This is a genomic window from Rhodoplanes sp., from assembly GCF_013377085.1.
Classification (GTDB): Bacteria; Pseudomonadota; Alphaproteobacteria; order Rhizobiales; family Xanthobacteraceae; genus Rhodoplanes.
In genome coordinates this window covers 1-13,081 of sequence record NZ_JACAAX010000046.1, presented here as the reverse complement: position 1 = coordinate 13,081, position 13,081 = coordinate 1, and the positions used below count along the sequence as shown (strand labels likewise).

The 13,081-nt window shown below is 69.7% G+C and carries 13 protein-coding genes; 5 read left to right on the top strand and 8 right to left on the bottom strand.

The features are described from left to right. Nucleotides 1-471: 471 nt before the first annotated feature. From HXX10_RS24480 to HXX10_RS24470, 3 genes are read right to left on the bottom strand one after another with little or no spacing between them, the layout of a single operon-like run. Nucleotides 472-1,299, bottom strand: a complete 828-nt coding sequence (locus HXX10_RS24480) for a methyltransferase (protein ID WP_296525889.1) — start codon at nucleotides 1,297-1,299, stop codon at nucleotides 472-474. Beyond that, on the bottom strand, nucleotides 1,289-1,519 hold the full coding sequence (locus tag HXX10_RS24475; protein WP_296525888.1) for a DUF2007 domain-containing protein: 231 nt from the start codon (nucleotides 1,517-1,519) through the stop codon (nucleotides 1,289-1,291). Before HXX10_RS24475 ends, HXX10_RS24480 begins: the two co-directional genes overlap by 11 nt. Then, nucleotides 1,516-2,499 (bottom strand): glycosyltransferase family 2 protein, encoded by a 984-nt coding sequence (locus HXX10_RS24470; RefSeq protein WP_296525928.1) that lies wholly within the window; start codon nucleotides 2,497-2,499, stop codon nucleotides 1,516-1,518. Before HXX10_RS24470 ends, HXX10_RS24475 begins: the two co-directional genes overlap by 4 nt. A 133-nt stretch (nucleotides 2,500-2,632) precedes the next feature. On the opposite strand from HXX10_RS24470, the gene HXX10_RS24465 reads away from it, so the two are divergent. Both HXX10_RS24465 and HXX10_RS24460 read left to right on the top strand, forming a co-directional pair. After that, nucleotides 2,633-3,643, top strand: coding sequence for a polyprenyl synthetase family protein (locus HXX10_RS24465; protein WP_296525887.1), 1,011 nt, complete (start codon nucleotides 2,633-2,635; stop codon nucleotides 3,641-3,643). Between the two features lie 172 nt (nucleotides 3,644-3,815). Further along, nucleotides 3,816-4,406, top strand: coding sequence for a Uma2 family endonuclease (locus tag HXX10_RS24460; RefSeq protein WP_296525886.1), 591 nt, complete (start codon nucleotides 3,816-3,818; stop codon nucleotides 4,404-4,406). A gap of 15 nt (nucleotides 4,407-4,421) precedes the next feature. Here HXX10_RS24460 and HXX10_RS24455 read toward each other — a convergent pair whose 3' ends face one another. The 3 genes from HXX10_RS24455 to HXX10_RS24445 all read right to left on the bottom strand — a co-directional run bounded on the left by HXX10_RS24455 (nucleotide 4,422) and on the right by HXX10_RS24445 (nucleotide 9,335). Further along, nucleotides 4,422-5,312, bottom strand: coding sequence for a 4-(cytidine 5'-diphospho)-2-C-methyl-D-erythritol kinase (locus HXX10_RS24455; protein ID WP_296525885.1), 891 nt, complete (start codon nucleotides 5,310-5,312; stop codon nucleotides 4,422-4,424). 213 nt (nucleotides 5,313-5,525) lie between these two features. Further along, on the bottom strand, nucleotides 5,526-7,331 hold the full coding sequence (locus HXX10_RS24450) for a tetratricopeptide repeat protein (RefSeq protein ID WP_296525884.1): 1,806 nt from the start codon (nucleotides 7,329-7,331) through the stop codon (nucleotides 5,526-5,528). Between the two features lie 339 nt (nucleotides 7,332-7,670). Continuing rightward, nucleotides 7,671-9,335: an electron transfer flavoprotein-ubiquinone oxidoreductase gene (locus tag HXX10_RS24445; protein ID WP_296525927.1), complete on the bottom strand. Its 1,665-nt coding sequence runs from the start codon at nucleotides 9,333-9,335 to the stop codon at nucleotides 7,671-7,673. A 341-nt stretch (nucleotides 9,336-9,676) separates the two neighbouring features. Between HXX10_RS24445 and HXX10_RS24440 the strand changes: the two genes are divergently transcribed. Next, complete coding sequence (locus tag HXX10_RS24440) at nucleotides 9,677-10,633, top strand: uracil-DNA glycosylase (RefSeq protein WP_296525883.1); 957 nt, start codon at nucleotides 9,677-9,679, stop codon at nucleotides 10,631-10,633. 87 nt (nucleotides 10,634-10,720) lie between these two features. On the opposite strand, the gene HXX10_RS24435 is transcribed toward HXX10_RS24440, so the two are convergent. Continuing rightward, nucleotides 10,721-11,161 (bottom strand): hypothetical protein, encoded by a 441-nt coding sequence (locus HXX10_RS24435; protein WP_296525882.1) that lies wholly within the window; start codon nucleotides 11,159-11,161, stop codon nucleotides 10,721-10,723. A gap of 282 nt (nucleotides 11,162-11,443) precedes the next feature. Here HXX10_RS24435 and HXX10_RS24430 point away from each other — a divergent pair, with 282 nt between their 5' ends. Then, nucleotides 11,444-11,716 carry a type II toxin-antitoxin system RelE/ParE family toxin gene (locus tag HXX10_RS24430; protein ID WP_367142023.1) on the top strand — a complete coding sequence of 91 codons (273 nt, stop codon included), beginning with the start codon at nucleotides 11,444-11,446 and terminating at the stop codon, nucleotides 11,714-11,716. Beyond that, entirely contained in the window at nucleotides 11,716-12,006 is a 291-nt protein-coding gene (locus HXX10_RS24425; protein WP_296525881.1) for a helix-turn-helix transcriptional regulator, read from the top strand. The genes HXX10_RS24430 and HXX10_RS24425 overlap by 1 nt, the downstream gene beginning before the upstream one ends. A gap of 7 nt (nucleotides 12,007-12,013) precedes the next feature. On the opposite strand, the gene HXX10_RS24420 is transcribed toward HXX10_RS24425, so the two are convergent. Then, nucleotides 12,014-12,769, bottom strand: coding sequence for a 16S rRNA (uracil(1498)-N(3))-methyltransferase (locus tag HXX10_RS24420; protein ID WP_296525880.1), 756 nt, complete (start codon nucleotides 12,767-12,769; stop codon nucleotides 12,014-12,016). Between the last annotated feature and the right edge of the window lie 312 nt (nucleotides 12,770-13,081).

Below are 13,081 nucleotides of genomic sequence, written 5' to 3'. Positions count from 1 at the left end.
GCACCGAGACGACAAGCCGGCCGGCCCGCAAGGGTTTCCACCACTCTGCGGCAAATCGAGCGAAGCCGACTCGGGCGGGGGCGGATCATAGGGGCGACGCCGCGCGGTCGCGAGTTACGGATCGTTTACTCTTTCGGTGTCGAGTGTGCGGGCGCCGACATGGTTGATCAAACCTTCGCGAGATCCCGCCCAAAGGCGCACGTCTTGCATTAATTCCGAGGTGTGCCGCACCCGCCCGCCTGGGCGATGGCATGCGACCGTCGGACGTTCCGGCCAGAGCCGGAGCTCCCGGCCAGACGAGGTGACGATATGGAGATCAAGGTCCTGATCATCGCGACGCTTTTTGGCCTGATCGCGGCCCTCTACCATGTCGCGGACCGCCGGCTCGCCCGCTCGGCCGAGCCGTGGACGCCCGAGAAGGCGTGAGCCACGGCGTCGCCTTTGTCTGTTTTCGAAGCATGACGGGGCGCCTCATGGCGCCGCGAGCGGCAGGGCGGCCCCGCCCCGCAACACAAATTCGGCCTCGACCGTCGGTTGTCCTGCCCGATCGTTGAGCACCAGCCCCGGCCACAGCGCCAGCGGCGCCCGCGCGCCCTTCCCGGCCCGCACCAGAACCCGGATCGCCGCGGCCTCCGGCTTGCCGTGCACGGGCAGCACCGCGGCGGCCCCGAAGGCGCCGCCCAGCAACCCCAAGAGTTCGGCGAGCCGATCGGCCGGGTAGATCACCGAAAGAGTCCCCCCGGACCGCAGCAGCCGCGCTGCGGCGGCGATCCAGCGCTCCAGCAGGGCGTCGTCGGCCACATGGGCCCGGCGGCGCTCCGGATCCGGCGAGGCGGACAGCCGCCGGGGATCGTTGAAGGGCGGGTTCATCAGCACGCGATCGGCGCAGCCGGCGGGCAGTCCCGCCTCCGCGAAGACCTTGGGCGGCGACGCGACATCGAGCCGCACCGCCGCGACCCGGTCGCCCAGGCGGTTGCGAACGGCGTTCTCGCGCGCCGCATCGGCGAGCGCCGCATCGATCTCGACGAGTGTCACCCGCAGGCCGGGGAGGCGCACGGCGAGCGCCAGCCCGGCGGCACCGACCCCGGCGCCGAGCTCGACGGCGTGCTCGCCCGCGCGGCCGGGCGTCGAAGCGGCCAGCAGCACGGCGTCGTGGCCGAACCGGTGTCCGCGCTTCGGCTGGAGCAGGTGCAGGCGACCGCCCAGGACCGCGTCGTCGGTCCAGGCCTCGGCGGCACGGGCGACGTCCTTCGCGGAGACCGACGGGTCAGCCGGCGTCGTGCCGGCGTCAGGGCGCATCGGAGCGCAGCTCGTTCCCGAGCCCGGCATCCTGCAACAGGCGCCGGGCCTCCTTGACCCGCGGCTCGGCCACCAGGATGCGGCGCGGCAGGATGCCGATCGAGCCCTCCAGCACGCTCATGTTCTGGTCGAGCACCAGGTGCTCGATGCCGGCGGCGTCGAGCAGCGCGACGACGGCCGACACCAGGACCGGGTCGTTGGCGCGCACGATCTCCCTCACGAACGGCCCTCCATCGCAACGGACCGCTGCATCTCGCCCGGCGACGGCTGCGCCAGATAGGCGAGCAGCTTCACCTCGCGCCGGCCGCGCGTGACCGTGTCGAGGATCAGGCCGCAGGCGAGCGACAGCACCGCGAGAATCATCACGCCGGTGGACAGAAGCGCGGTGGGCAGGCGCGGCACCAGACCTTGCTCCAGCCAGGTCAGGATCACGGGTACCGAGAGACCGACGGACAGCACCGCCAGAAACAATCCGACACCGGAGAAGAATACCAGCGGCCGCTCGGCACGGTACAGCTTGGCGATGGTCCACAGGATGCGGAAGCCGTCCCGCCAGGTGTTGAGCTTCGACTCCGACCCCTCGGGCCGCGCATAATACGGGGTCTGAATCTCCGCCACCGGCATGTCGAGCTCGAGCGCATGCACGGTCAGCTCGGTCTCGATCTCGAAGCCGCCGGACAGCACCGGGAAGGACTTCACGAAGCGCCGGGAAAACACCCGGTAGCCGGACAGCATGTCCGCGAAGGGCGCGCCGAACATCCGCTGGACGACACCGGTGAGGACGCGGTTGCCGAGGCGGTGGCCGCGCCGGTAGGCGCCGGTGCCCTCCTCCATCCGGGCCGCCACGACCATGTCGAGGCGCTCGTCGAGCAACCGGGCGATCATGTCGCGGGCGCTCGGCGCATCATAGGTAGAATCCCCATCGACGAGGACATAGACATCCGCGTCGACGTCGCTGAACATGCGGCGTACGACGTGGCCCTTGCCCTGCTTCGGCGCGGTGCGCACGATCGCCCCGGCGGCGCGGGCGACCTCGGCGGTCCGGTCCGTCGAATTATTGTCGTAGACACAGATGGCGGCGCCGGGCAGCGCCACGCGAAAGTCGGCGATGACCTTTGCGATCGACGCATCTTCATTGTAGCAAGGAACCAGCACGGCGATCCGCGGGCCGGGGCCGGCGCTCGCATGCCGCAGGTCCATTCGATCGGCGAGACGCGTCACAATTCATCCTCCTGCGGGCGTCCGGGGGCGCCACGGCAGTGGCAATCAGCGCACTTGCCCGGGCAACGTAGCATTTCTATTGTCGCGGGTCCTTGATTTCGGAGAATCGGCTTTGGCCGTCGTTATTCCTTTCGAATCGCATTCCGGTGCTTCCGTCGATCGACTGGTGAGCCACGTGACCGCAGACATGGCGCGCGTCAACGCCGCCATCCTGTCCTGCACGGGCTCCGAGGTCACCATGATCCCGGAAGTCGCCAACCATCTCATCACCTCGGGCGGCAAGCGGCTGCGGCCGATGCTGACCCTCGCCATGGCACAATTGTCGGGCTATTCCGGCGACGGGCACGTCAAGCTCGCCGCCTCGGTCGAGTTCATGCACACGGCGACGCTCCTGCACGACGACGTCGTCGACGAGAGCGACATGCGGCGCGGCAAGCTCGCAGCCCGCATGCTGTGGGGCAACGAGGCGAGCGTCCTGGTCGGCGACTTCCTGCTCGGCCAGGCGTTCAAGCTGATGGTCGAGGTCGGCTCGCTGCGGTCGCTGGAGATCCTCTCCAACGCCGCCGCCGTGATCGCCGAGGGCGAGGTGCGCCAGCTCGCCACCGCCAAGAACACCGCCACCACCGAGGACGAGTATCTGGCCGTGGTGCGGGCCAAGACGGCCGAGCTGTTCGCCGCGGCCTGCGAGGTCGGGCCGGTGATCGCCGAATTGTCCAAGGCCGAGCAGTCGGCGTGCCGCTCGTTCGGCATGAATCTCGGCATCGCCTTCCAGCTCGTCGACGACGCGCTCGACTATGGCGGCAAGGCCGCCAAGCTCGGCAAGAATGTCGGCGACGATTTTCGCGAAGGCAAGATCACGCTGCCCGTCGTGCTGGCGTTCCGCCGCGGCTCCGACAGCGAGCGCGAGTTCTGGCGCCGGACGCTGGAGACCGGCGAGGTCACCGACACGGATCTCGAGCATGCGATCGGCCTGATGGCGAAGCACCGCGCCCTCGACGACACCGTGACGCGGGCCCGCCACTACGGCGCCATCGCCCGCGACGCGCTGGCGCTGTTCCCCGACTGCTCGGTCAAGCAGGCGCTGGAGGAAGCCGTCGAGTTCGCGGTCGCCCGCACGCATTGAGGCATCGAGACGTCACGCGCGGGCGAAGACCCGCGCATCCATCCCGCTCGCAAGGCCTTTGTCGCGGACGATGATGGGTCGCCGGGTCGAGCCCGGCGGCGACGCGGGGCCGTGGACATTCGTGCCGCCGGACGGCGGTGACGGCCGTCGCGATTTTGGCTACGCTGTCGCCATGACGGTTCACCCCCCGGTGACGCGCACCACCACGGCGGCCGAAGGCCTGCCGCGATGGCGCTTCACGGTCGACGAGATCGATCGGATGACCGAGCTCGGCCTCTTCCACGAGGACGATCGGATCGAGCTGATCGGCGGTGAGATCGTTCCGATGCAGGCGAAGGGCGGTCGCCACGAGATGCTGAAGTCGGCCCTGAATCTGTACTGCGCAAAGCGACTGCCGGAGGACGTGCTTTTCACCCCTGAAACGACGTTCCGGCTCAGCGTCGACACCTTCCTGGAACCGGACTTCGTCTTCTACCCGAAGGCCGAGGGGTGGTCCGGACTCGCCGCACAGACGGCGCTGCTGGTGGTCGAGCTCGCCGATTCGAGCCTGCGCTACGATCTCGGCCGCAAGGTCGGCCTCTATGCAGGCTTCGGCATCGCCGAATTGTGGGTGATCGACGCGGTGAAGCTCGTCACTCGGGTCCACCGCGAGCCGGGGCCGGGCGGATACGGCTCGATCCGCGATGTCGCCGGCAACGAGCCTCTGGTGCCGGACAAAATCCCCGCCCTCGCCGTCACGCTGGCGGACCTCGAGCTGCACTGACGCCGAGACGGAGCCTCACCGCGCCAGCGCGGTCGCCTGCACCCACCAGCCGGGATGACCGGTGCCGAGCGCCAGCGCCGCATCGGCGGCGAGGCGCGGATCGTCGAACAGCGCGAAGCAGGTCGAGCCCGAACCGGACATGCGGGCGAGCCGGCAGCCGCGCAGCCGGCGAAGCGTCGCGATCAGTTCGCCGACCGCCGGCGCCAGCCGGATCGCCGGTGCTTCGAGATCGTTGCCGTTTTCGGCGAGGTATTCGTAGAGGCCGTCGGCATCCGTCGGCAGGTCGCCGTCCGAAATCGGCTCGCCACGGCGCTCGCCGGCTGCAAGGCCGAGGGTGGAAAACACGTCCTTGGTGGCGAGCGGAAAGCCCGGCCCGACCAGCACGGCGAACAGCGCCGGCAGCATCACGGTCGCCGACAAAAGCTCGCCGACGCCGCGCATGATCCGCGGCCTTGGATCGAGGCACACCGGCACGTCGGCGCCGGTCTTCAGCGCCGCCTCGTCGAGCCTGGGGTCGTCGAGCGGAAGGTCGTTCAGGCGCGCCAGCAGGCGCAGCGCCGCCGCTGCGTCGGATGAGCCGCCGCCGAGCCCGCCGCCGGCCGGCAGACGCTTGATCAGATCGAAGGCACCGAAGGTCAGCCCCGGCACGTGCTCGCCGAGCAGCCGCGCCGCCTTGAGCACCAGATTGTCGGCGACCGGCCCGGCCTGCGGCGCGGTCGGTCCCGACACGTCGAGGCCGAGCGACGCGCCCTTCCGCAGGGTCAGGCGGTCGCCGAGCGACGTGAAGGTCACCAGGCTTTCGAGCTCGTGATAGCCGTCGGAGCGCCGGCCGAGGATGCGCAGCGTCAGATTGACCTTGGCGGGCGCGGTTTCTTCCAGCAGGTCGGATGCAATGGTGGTGGTCATGGAATGCCCGAGAGGCGCCGGTGTCAAAGCGGAGCCGGACCTCACTCACCGGCGTCATCGCCGGGCTTGACCCGGCGATCCATCACCGGTGCACAAAGCGTTTACGAAGCTTGATGGATGCGCGGGTCAAGCCCGCGCATGACGATTTTCATGCGTGCAGCGCGACGTGTGCAACCCGTAGCGCTTTCCGCGAGGACGCGAGCAACCCCGCGCTCAGCCGCCGTCGTTGCCGGCGGCGGGCTTCGGCTTCTCGGCGTCGGCCGCGGTGGCCGGCTCCTCGAGCCCGGCCTTCAGCTTCTGCTCGATCTTGGCGAGATCGTCCGGCTCGGGCTTGAGGTCGCGCGCATGCGTCCACTGGAACTTCGCCTCGAGCTGGCGGCCGATCCGCCAATAGGCGTCGCCCAGATGGTCGTTGATGGTCGGGTCCATCGGCTTGAGCTCGACGGCGCGCTCGAGATTCTTGATCGCCTCGTCGTAATTGCCGATGCGGTAATAGGCCCAGCCGAGCGAGTCGACGATGTAGCCGTCGTCGGGGCGCTGGTCGACGGCCTTGCGGATCAGCCGCATGCCGTCGTCGAGATTGACGTGCTGGTCGATCCACGAATAGCCGAGATAGTTCAGCACATGCGGCTGGTCGGGATAGAGCTCGAGCGCCTTTTTCAGATCCGCCTCGGCCTTGACCCACTGCTTCGAGCGCTCGTAGCAGATGCCGCGGAAGTAGTAGATCATCCAGTTCGGGCGCGTCGGATTCTTCACGAGGTCGATCGCCTTGCCGTAGGCGTCGGCGCAGTCCTCGTACTTCTTGCGGTCGCGCAGAATGTTGCCGAGCGCCAGGATCGCCTCGATGTCGTCGCCGTGCGCCGCGATCAGCTTGCCGAGCTGGGCGCGCGCCTCGTCGGTGCGGTCGAGCGAGTCGAGATTGAGCGACATCTGGATGTCGGCATTGCGCCGCAGCGGCGAGTCCTGCGGCACCCGCGAATAGACGCTGATGGCGAGCTCGGGCTTCTTCATCGCCTCGTAGAGATCGGCGAGCGACAAGAGCGCCAGCGCGTGATTGGGCTCGAGGTAGAGCGCGAGCTGCAGATAGGCGAGGCCGCGATTGGCGAGGCTCAGTTCCTCCTCGCGGCGCGCCAGAGCGGCGCCGAGGCCGTACAGCGCCTCGGCAGCACCAACCTGCGGATTGTCGACCAGGCGCGGCAGCGCCTCGCCCTTCTCGAGCGAGGCGATCGCGCCACGGATCAGCGGATGACGCGGCAGCGCGGCGTCGAATGTCTGGAAGACCTTCAGGGCCTCGTCGCGCTGGCCGTTGCGCGACAGCCAGCCGCCCCAGGCCTGCACGACGCGCAGCGCCGAGGAGTCGAGCTTGTAGGCGCGCTCGAAACGCTTGCCGGCCTCTTTCTTGTTGCCGGCGAGGTCGTAGACCAGCCCGGCATGGAGGTCCTTGAAGATGCCGTACCAGTCGGGACCGGTCAGGCGGTCGATCATGTCGACCGCACCCTTGGTGTCGCCGGACCCCTGATAGGCCCAGGCGCCGAGCAGAGTGGCGATCAGGTCGCTCACCGGTCCGCGCACCGCCTGGCCGAACTGGGTCCGGGCCTGGGCGTACTGCTTCTGCTTGAGGGTGCGCACGCCGAGCACCAGCCGCACGTTCGGATTGCGGGCGTTGCGGTCGGTCTGCAGCAGCCGCTCGCCGAGCTTGACGGCCTCGTCGATGTCGCCGTCGGCGAGCACCGCATAGAAGGCGTATTCGAGCAGCTCGGGATTCTTCGGGTCCGCCTTCAGGGCGGCACGGTAATAGGCCGAGGCCGACGAGGAATCGCGCCCGACGCTGGCGGCACGCGCCGCCAGATAGTCGCCGGCGAGGCCGTTACGCGGCGGCTCGCGCATCGGCTCGCGCGCCGCGACGGCCGTGGAGGACTGCGCTGCGACCGCGCTCGGCAGGCTCGTGACGAGCAAGCCCGTGACGAGGACGGCTGCGGCGGCGAAAGCCACGGCTCGGAATGACGACGCACGTCTCACGGCTGGATCATCTCCTTATGGACGGGATCCCGTCTCATCGCGGGGGCATGCCGGCGCCCCGCAACCGATCGTCTCGAGACCGGCCGCCTTGCAACCGGCACTGCGCCGGCCGCACGTGGGTTCGAACCATGCGGGCGTTCGAACCATCGGGCAGCGGGCCGACAATGACCGTTTTGCCGGCCCCTCGCAAGGGACGCGGCACCGCGGCAGCCTGTCCGGACTGGAAAGACCGTGCGATCACGGCTGTTTGGCGGCGCCCCGGTGGCGCCGCCGTGACGGCGGCATCCGGGTCATGTCTGGACCCCGCCGACCGTCCGCCACGCGCCGGCGCCGGCCGACTCACATGCTCGGATAGACCGGGCCGCCGCCGCCCTCCGGCGCCGTCCAGGTGATGTTGCCGTTGGGGTCCTTGATGTCGCAGGTCTTGCAGTGCACGCAGTTCTGCGCGTTGATCACGAAGCGCACCCGCGACTGCGGGCCGTCGTCGTCCCGCACCCATTCGTAGACGCCGGCCGGGCAGTAGCGCCCCGACGGGCCGGCGAAGACGTCGTGCTCGGACGCTTTCTGCAGGCCGGGATCGACGAGCTGCAGATGCACCGGCTGGTCCTCCTCGTGATTGGTGTTGGAGAGATAGACCGAGGACAGCCGGTCGAAGGTGAGCACGCCGTCGGGCCGGGGATAGGCGATCGGCCGGCAGCTCGCCGCCGGCTTCAGGCTGGCGGCGTCCGACTTGCCGTGGCGGCGCGTGCCGAACAGCGAGAAGCCGAGCGTGTTGGTCCACATGTCGAGGCCGCCGAGCCCGATGCCGATGGCGGTGCCGAACTGCGACCACAGCGGCTTGGCGTTGCGCACCCTCCACAGATCCTTGCCGATGTCGGAGCCGCGCCAGCCGGCCTCGTACTCGGTCAGCTCGTCATGGGCGCGGCCGGCCGCGAGCGCGGTGGCGACATGCTCGGCCGCCAGCATGCCGGACAGCATCGCATTGTGGGTGCCCTTGATGCGCGGCACGTTGAGGAAGCCGGCGTCGTCGCCGATCAGCGCGCCGCCCGGGAATGCCACCTTGGGCACCGACTGCCAGCCGCCCTCGGCGATCGCGCGGGCGCCGTAGCCGATGCGCTTGCCCCCCGCGAAGGTGTCGCGCACCAGCGGATGCGTCTTGAAGCGCTGGAACTCCTCGAACGGCGAGAGGTACGGATTCTCGTAGTTGAGATGCAGCACGAAGCCGACCGCGACGAGGTTGTCGCCGTAGTGATACAGGAACGAGCCGCCGCCGGTCTTGTTGTCGAGCGGCCAGCCGAACGAGTGCTGCACCAGCCCGGGCTGATGCTTGTCCGGCGCGACCTGCCATAGCTCCTTGATGCCGAGTCCGAATTTCGGCGGCTCGCGGTTCTGATCGAGGCCGTAGCGGGCGATCAGGCGCTTGCCGAGATGGCCGCGCGCGCCCTCGGCGAACAACGTGTACTTGGCCCGCAGCTCCATGCCGCGCGTGAACGAATCTTTCGGCGCGCCGTCCTTGCCGACGCCCATGTCGCCGGTGGCGACGCCCAGCACCTCGCCGGCCTCGCCGAACAGCACCTCGGATGCGGCGAAGCCCGGGTAGATCTCGACGCCGAGCGCCTCCGCCTTGGTCGCCAGCCATTTGCAGACGTCGCCGAGCGAGACGATGAAGGCGCCGTGATTGCTCAGCAGCGGCGGCATCAGCCGGCTCGGCAACCTGACGGCGCGCTGGCCGAACAGCATGTAGAACCGGTCCTCGGTCACCGGGGTCTTGATCGGCGTGTCCTCGCTGCGCCACTCCGGCAGCAGCCGGTCGAGCGCGATCGGATCGATGCAGGCGCCGGACAGGATGTGGGCGCCGACCTCGGCGCCCTTCTCGACCACCACGATCGACGCATCCGGCGCGAGCTGCTTGAGACGGATCGCCGCGCACAGACCGGCGGGCCCGCCGCCGACGATCACCACGTCGAAATCCATCGCCTCGCGATCAGGCAGCTCTCCGTCCATCTCGTCCCCCGGTTCGATCGGCACGGGCCGCGCCGTTCGCGGCTGCGGCCCACAAAGGCAGAACGCGCGCGAACGCACCCTGCGACAATTGGAAGCTGTGACGCGACACGGCCGCACGGCCGCCGCGCCCCCGCCCGCCCGACACGGACGATCGCGCGCCGGCAACGCTGTCGCGCCACGTCGGCTCTCGGTATCCCACCAACGAAGCGCCGCGAAAAGCCCGTCTCGTTGATCTTCCGCAAGATCGAACCGCCATTCCGGACCGGCCGGCGCAGCGGCGCGGGACGGACCGCACAGAGGTGCGCGCAGCCGGGTGCGAATTGCTGTATTCAGGACGCGCCATGAGTGCCGATCCCCCAGGCTCCGATCCCGCCGGCCTCGCGACCGCGACCGGACGCGCCGCCGCGCGAGATTTGCTCGCCTTCTATCTGGAGGCGGGCGTCGACGCGCTTCTGGCCGAGGAGCCGGTCGACCGGCTGCGGCCCGAGGAGGTGCCGGAGCAGGTTTTCGCCCAGGCTCGAGCCCCCGCACCGGCGCGCGAGGCGGCCCCGCCCACGCTGCGCACGCCGGCGGTGCGGCCGGCTCTCGACCGTGGCGGCAATCTCCCGGGCATGAGCACGGCCCACGGCCCCGGTGCGCCCGCAGGCTCGCCTGCCGGTGCGCCTGCCGCGCCCGAGGAGGCCGTGATGGCGGCCCGCGAGGCCGCCCGCAGCGCCGCGACGCTCGACGAGCTCGCCGCCATCCTGGCGCGGTTCGAGGGCTGTGCCCTGAAGGCGACGGCGACCAGGCTGTGCTTCGCCGACGGCACGCCCGGCGCGCCCGTGATGTTCGTCGGCGAGGCGCCGGGCCGCGACGAGGACATCGAGGGCCTGCCCTTCGTCGGCCGCTCGGGAAAGCTGCTCGACCGCATGATGGCGGCGATCGGCCTCGACCGGCACGCCCCCGGCGACAACGGCGCCTACATCGCCAACGTCGTGCCGTGGCGGCCGCCCGGCAACCGTACCCCGACGCCGCTGGAAACCCAGACCTGCCTGCCCTTCGTGCTGCGCCAGATCGAGCTCGCCGATCCCGACATTCTGGTCTGCCTCGGCGCTCCCGCCGCCCAGACCCTGATCGGCACCAAGGAGGGCATCATGCGGACCCGCGGCCGGTGGTTCACGATCCACACCGGCAAGCGCGAGATCCGCGCCATCGCCACCCTGCATCCGGCCTATCTGCTCCGCCAGCCGCTGGCCAAGCGCCTCGCCTGGCGGGATTTTCTGGCCGTGAAGGCGGCGCTGGCCGAGCGCACGCGCTGATCCGGCGCGAGCCCCGGCCCACCCGGTTGTCTGAAATTCACTGACGAGCGAGACAGGCCGGCGAGACCGCCGGCGACGCCGCAGGCCTCAGGGCCGCGCCATCCGGCAGGCCGGATTGTAGGCCCAGTTGCGGTCGAGCCCGACCACGCACCACTCGACCCCGAAGGTCGAGCCGATCATGCCGGTGTCCTCGGCGATCGAGTAGTGGATCGTCCGGTACTGGCCGTCATTGGTGAGCACGCGACCGCTGCAGAAGCGGCGCGGAATGGTGCCCGAGGCCCACGGCATGAACGCCACCTCGTGCAGCTTGTCAAAGCCGACGATCTTCAGGGCCGAGTTCCAGAACCGCGATTCCTTCTCGCCGAAACGATCCTGGATCTTCAACAGCGGCGCGGTCTCGTCGCACAGCGGCACGACGGCCTCGTAGCGCGGACCCGACAGCCAGAAATTGAGCTCGAGCGGGTTTGCCGCCCGGCTTTCGGCCGCGACGCCACAGATCAGCGCCGCGGCCGCAGCCGTCGCCAGCATCCGGACAGATTTCCGTGTGGCGCACATGGCCAGCCCCCTGCCTTCCCCAGGCCGGACCGTGCAGCGACCTCCCGCAGGGGTCAAGAGCCGCGCCGCCCCTGCCCGCACGAAGGCGGGAAGGTGTGGCCCGGCTGCACAGGGGGACGGAGGCACTCCCGCGACACTTGCACCGACGTGTCAGAAATGGCACATTTATTCGAAACGGGATGATCAGTCGGTCAAAGAAGCTGCCGGCGCGGTTCTACGTGGGCGCGACGGGGGCGAAGTCCGGTACGGGACAGGATTCTGGAGCTGTCCACGGCCGACCGGCACACGGTCGGCAAGGACATCCAGAAGGTTGAGTTCGGCTGGCCGCTGGGCCGGCCCTATTGCGCGCCCCTCGGGTCCGGCTTGTGGGACGTCCGGAGCACGCTCGAACGCAATCGAATCGCGCGGGTGATCTTCAGCATGCACGACGACCAGATGATTCTCCTGCACGGCTTCATCAAGAAGACGGAGCAGATTCCACAGCGAGAAATCGAGCTGGCACTGAAAAGAAGACGAGAGATCACGTGATGACGCAGCGAAAAGCCGGGATCAGCAGCGAGACGTTCGACGAGTTCCTGGCCGGCCAAGGCCTGTTGGAGAGCTGCGAGGATCACGCCCTCAAGGAAATGATCGCCGACCAGCTTGCGGCGGCCATGAAGGAGCAGGGACTCACCAAGACCGAGATGGCCTCGCGGATGAAAACGAGCCGCCGCCAGCTCGATCGCCTGCTCAATCCGACCGTCCCGTCGGTGACGCTCGACACCCTGCGCCGCGCCGCCACGGCGGTCGGCCGCACGCTGAGGGTGGAACTGGTCTAACCGCGCCTCACCCCCAGTCACCCAGCACGGCCTGGACCAGCGCCAGGGCGGCGACCGCGGCCGTGTCGGCGCGCAGGATTCTCGGGCCGAGTGCCAGCCGGATCACCCCGTCGCGCTCCAGCAGCATCGCCCGCTCATCCTCCGAAAATCCGCCCTCCGGGCCGATCAGCACGGCGAGCGGCGGCGCCGTCCCGTCGGCCCCGCGGACGGCGGCGAGCGCGGCCAACGGATCGGCGACCGGGGCGTCCTCGTCGCAGAAGACCAGGCAACGGCCGGGTTCCAGCGCCGACAACGCGCGAAAGAGCGGCAGCGGCTCGGCGACCTCGGGCAGCGCAAGAATGCCGCACTGCTCGGCCGCCTCGATGGCATTGGCGCGCAGCCGCGACGTGTTGACGCGCTCGGCCTGGGTGTGGCGGGTGACCACCGGCTGCAGCCGCGAAGCCCCCATCTCGACCGCCTTCTGCACCAGATAGTCGAGCCGGGCCCGTTTCAGCGGGGCGAACAGGTAATGGAGGTCGCGCGCGGCCGTCTGCGGCCGGATCTGGTCCTCGACCAGGAGCGAGGCGCTGCGGCGGCCCTCCTCGGCGAGCGCGGCGCGCCACTCGCCGTCGGCGCCGTTGAAGACCAGCACCGGATCGCCGGGCTTGAGGCGAAGCACGTCCCTGAGATAATGCAGATGCGGCGCCGTCAGGGCGACGCGGGCGCCTGCCGCCAGCGGCGCCTCGACGAACAGGCGGGGGCTGCGGAAATCGTAGCGCGCCATGCGCTCCTCCGGGGCGAATGGCCGCGGGCGATGGCGGCCGCGGCTTGACGGGACGGGAGAAAGGGCCGCGAATCGCCCCCTTCTCGCCAAGTTCAAAGTCTTTTGTAGTTCGGAACCAAAACCGCGACAGGGGGAAACGGCATGCGGACGACGCGACCCGGACACCGAGCGCCGCGCTGCGCGGCCCTGGTGGCCGTCGGCCTCGCAGCCGGCCTGCTGTCCACCGCGGCCATGGCCCAGACGTCGCCGTGGCCCGCGAGCCCGCCCGCCGCGAGCGGCGGCGGCTCGGCGTGGCCGGGCGACCAGCCGCAG

What these genes read in the sequence shown, in the direction of transcription:
- HXX10_RS24455 (WP_296525885.1), bottom strand. Translation starts at nt 5,312, where the DNA reads ATGACCACCACCATTGCATCCGACCTGCTGGAAGAAACCGCGCCCGCC.
- HXX10_RS24480 (WP_296525889.1), bottom strand. Translation starts at nt 1,299, where the DNA reads ATGCGCCCTGACGCCGGCACGACGCCGGCTGACCCGTCGGTCTCCGCG.
- HXX10_RS24470 (WP_296525928.1), bottom strand. Translation starts at nt 2,499, where the DNA reads ATGGACCTGCGGCATGCGAGCGCCGGCCCCGGCCCGCGGATCGCCGTG.
- HXX10_RS24420 (WP_296525880.1), bottom strand. Translation starts at nt 12,769, where the DNA reads ATGGCGCGCTACGATTTCCGCAGCCCCCGCCTGTTCGTCGAGGCGCCG.
- HXX10_RS24445 (WP_296525927.1), bottom strand. Translation starts at nt 9,335, where the DNA reads ATGGACGGAGAGCTGCCTGATCGCGAGGCGATGGATTTCGACGTGGTG.
- HXX10_RS24460 (WP_296525886.1), top strand. Translation starts at nt 3,816, where the DNA reads ATGACGGTTCACCCCCCGGTGACGCGCACCACCACGGCGGCCGAAGGC.
- HXX10_RS24425 (WP_296525881.1), top strand. Translation starts at nt 11,716, where the DNA reads ATGACGCAGCGAAAAGCCGGGATCAGCAGCGAGACGTTCGACGAGTTC.
- HXX10_RS24435 (WP_296525882.1), bottom strand. Translation starts at nt 11,161, where the DNA reads ATGCTGGCGACGGCTGCGGCCGCGGCGCTGATCTGTGGCGTCGCGGCC.
- HXX10_RS24440 (WP_296525883.1), top strand. Translation starts at nt 9,677, where the DNA reads ATGAGTGCCGATCCCCCAGGCTCCGATCCCGCCGGCCTCGCGACCGCG.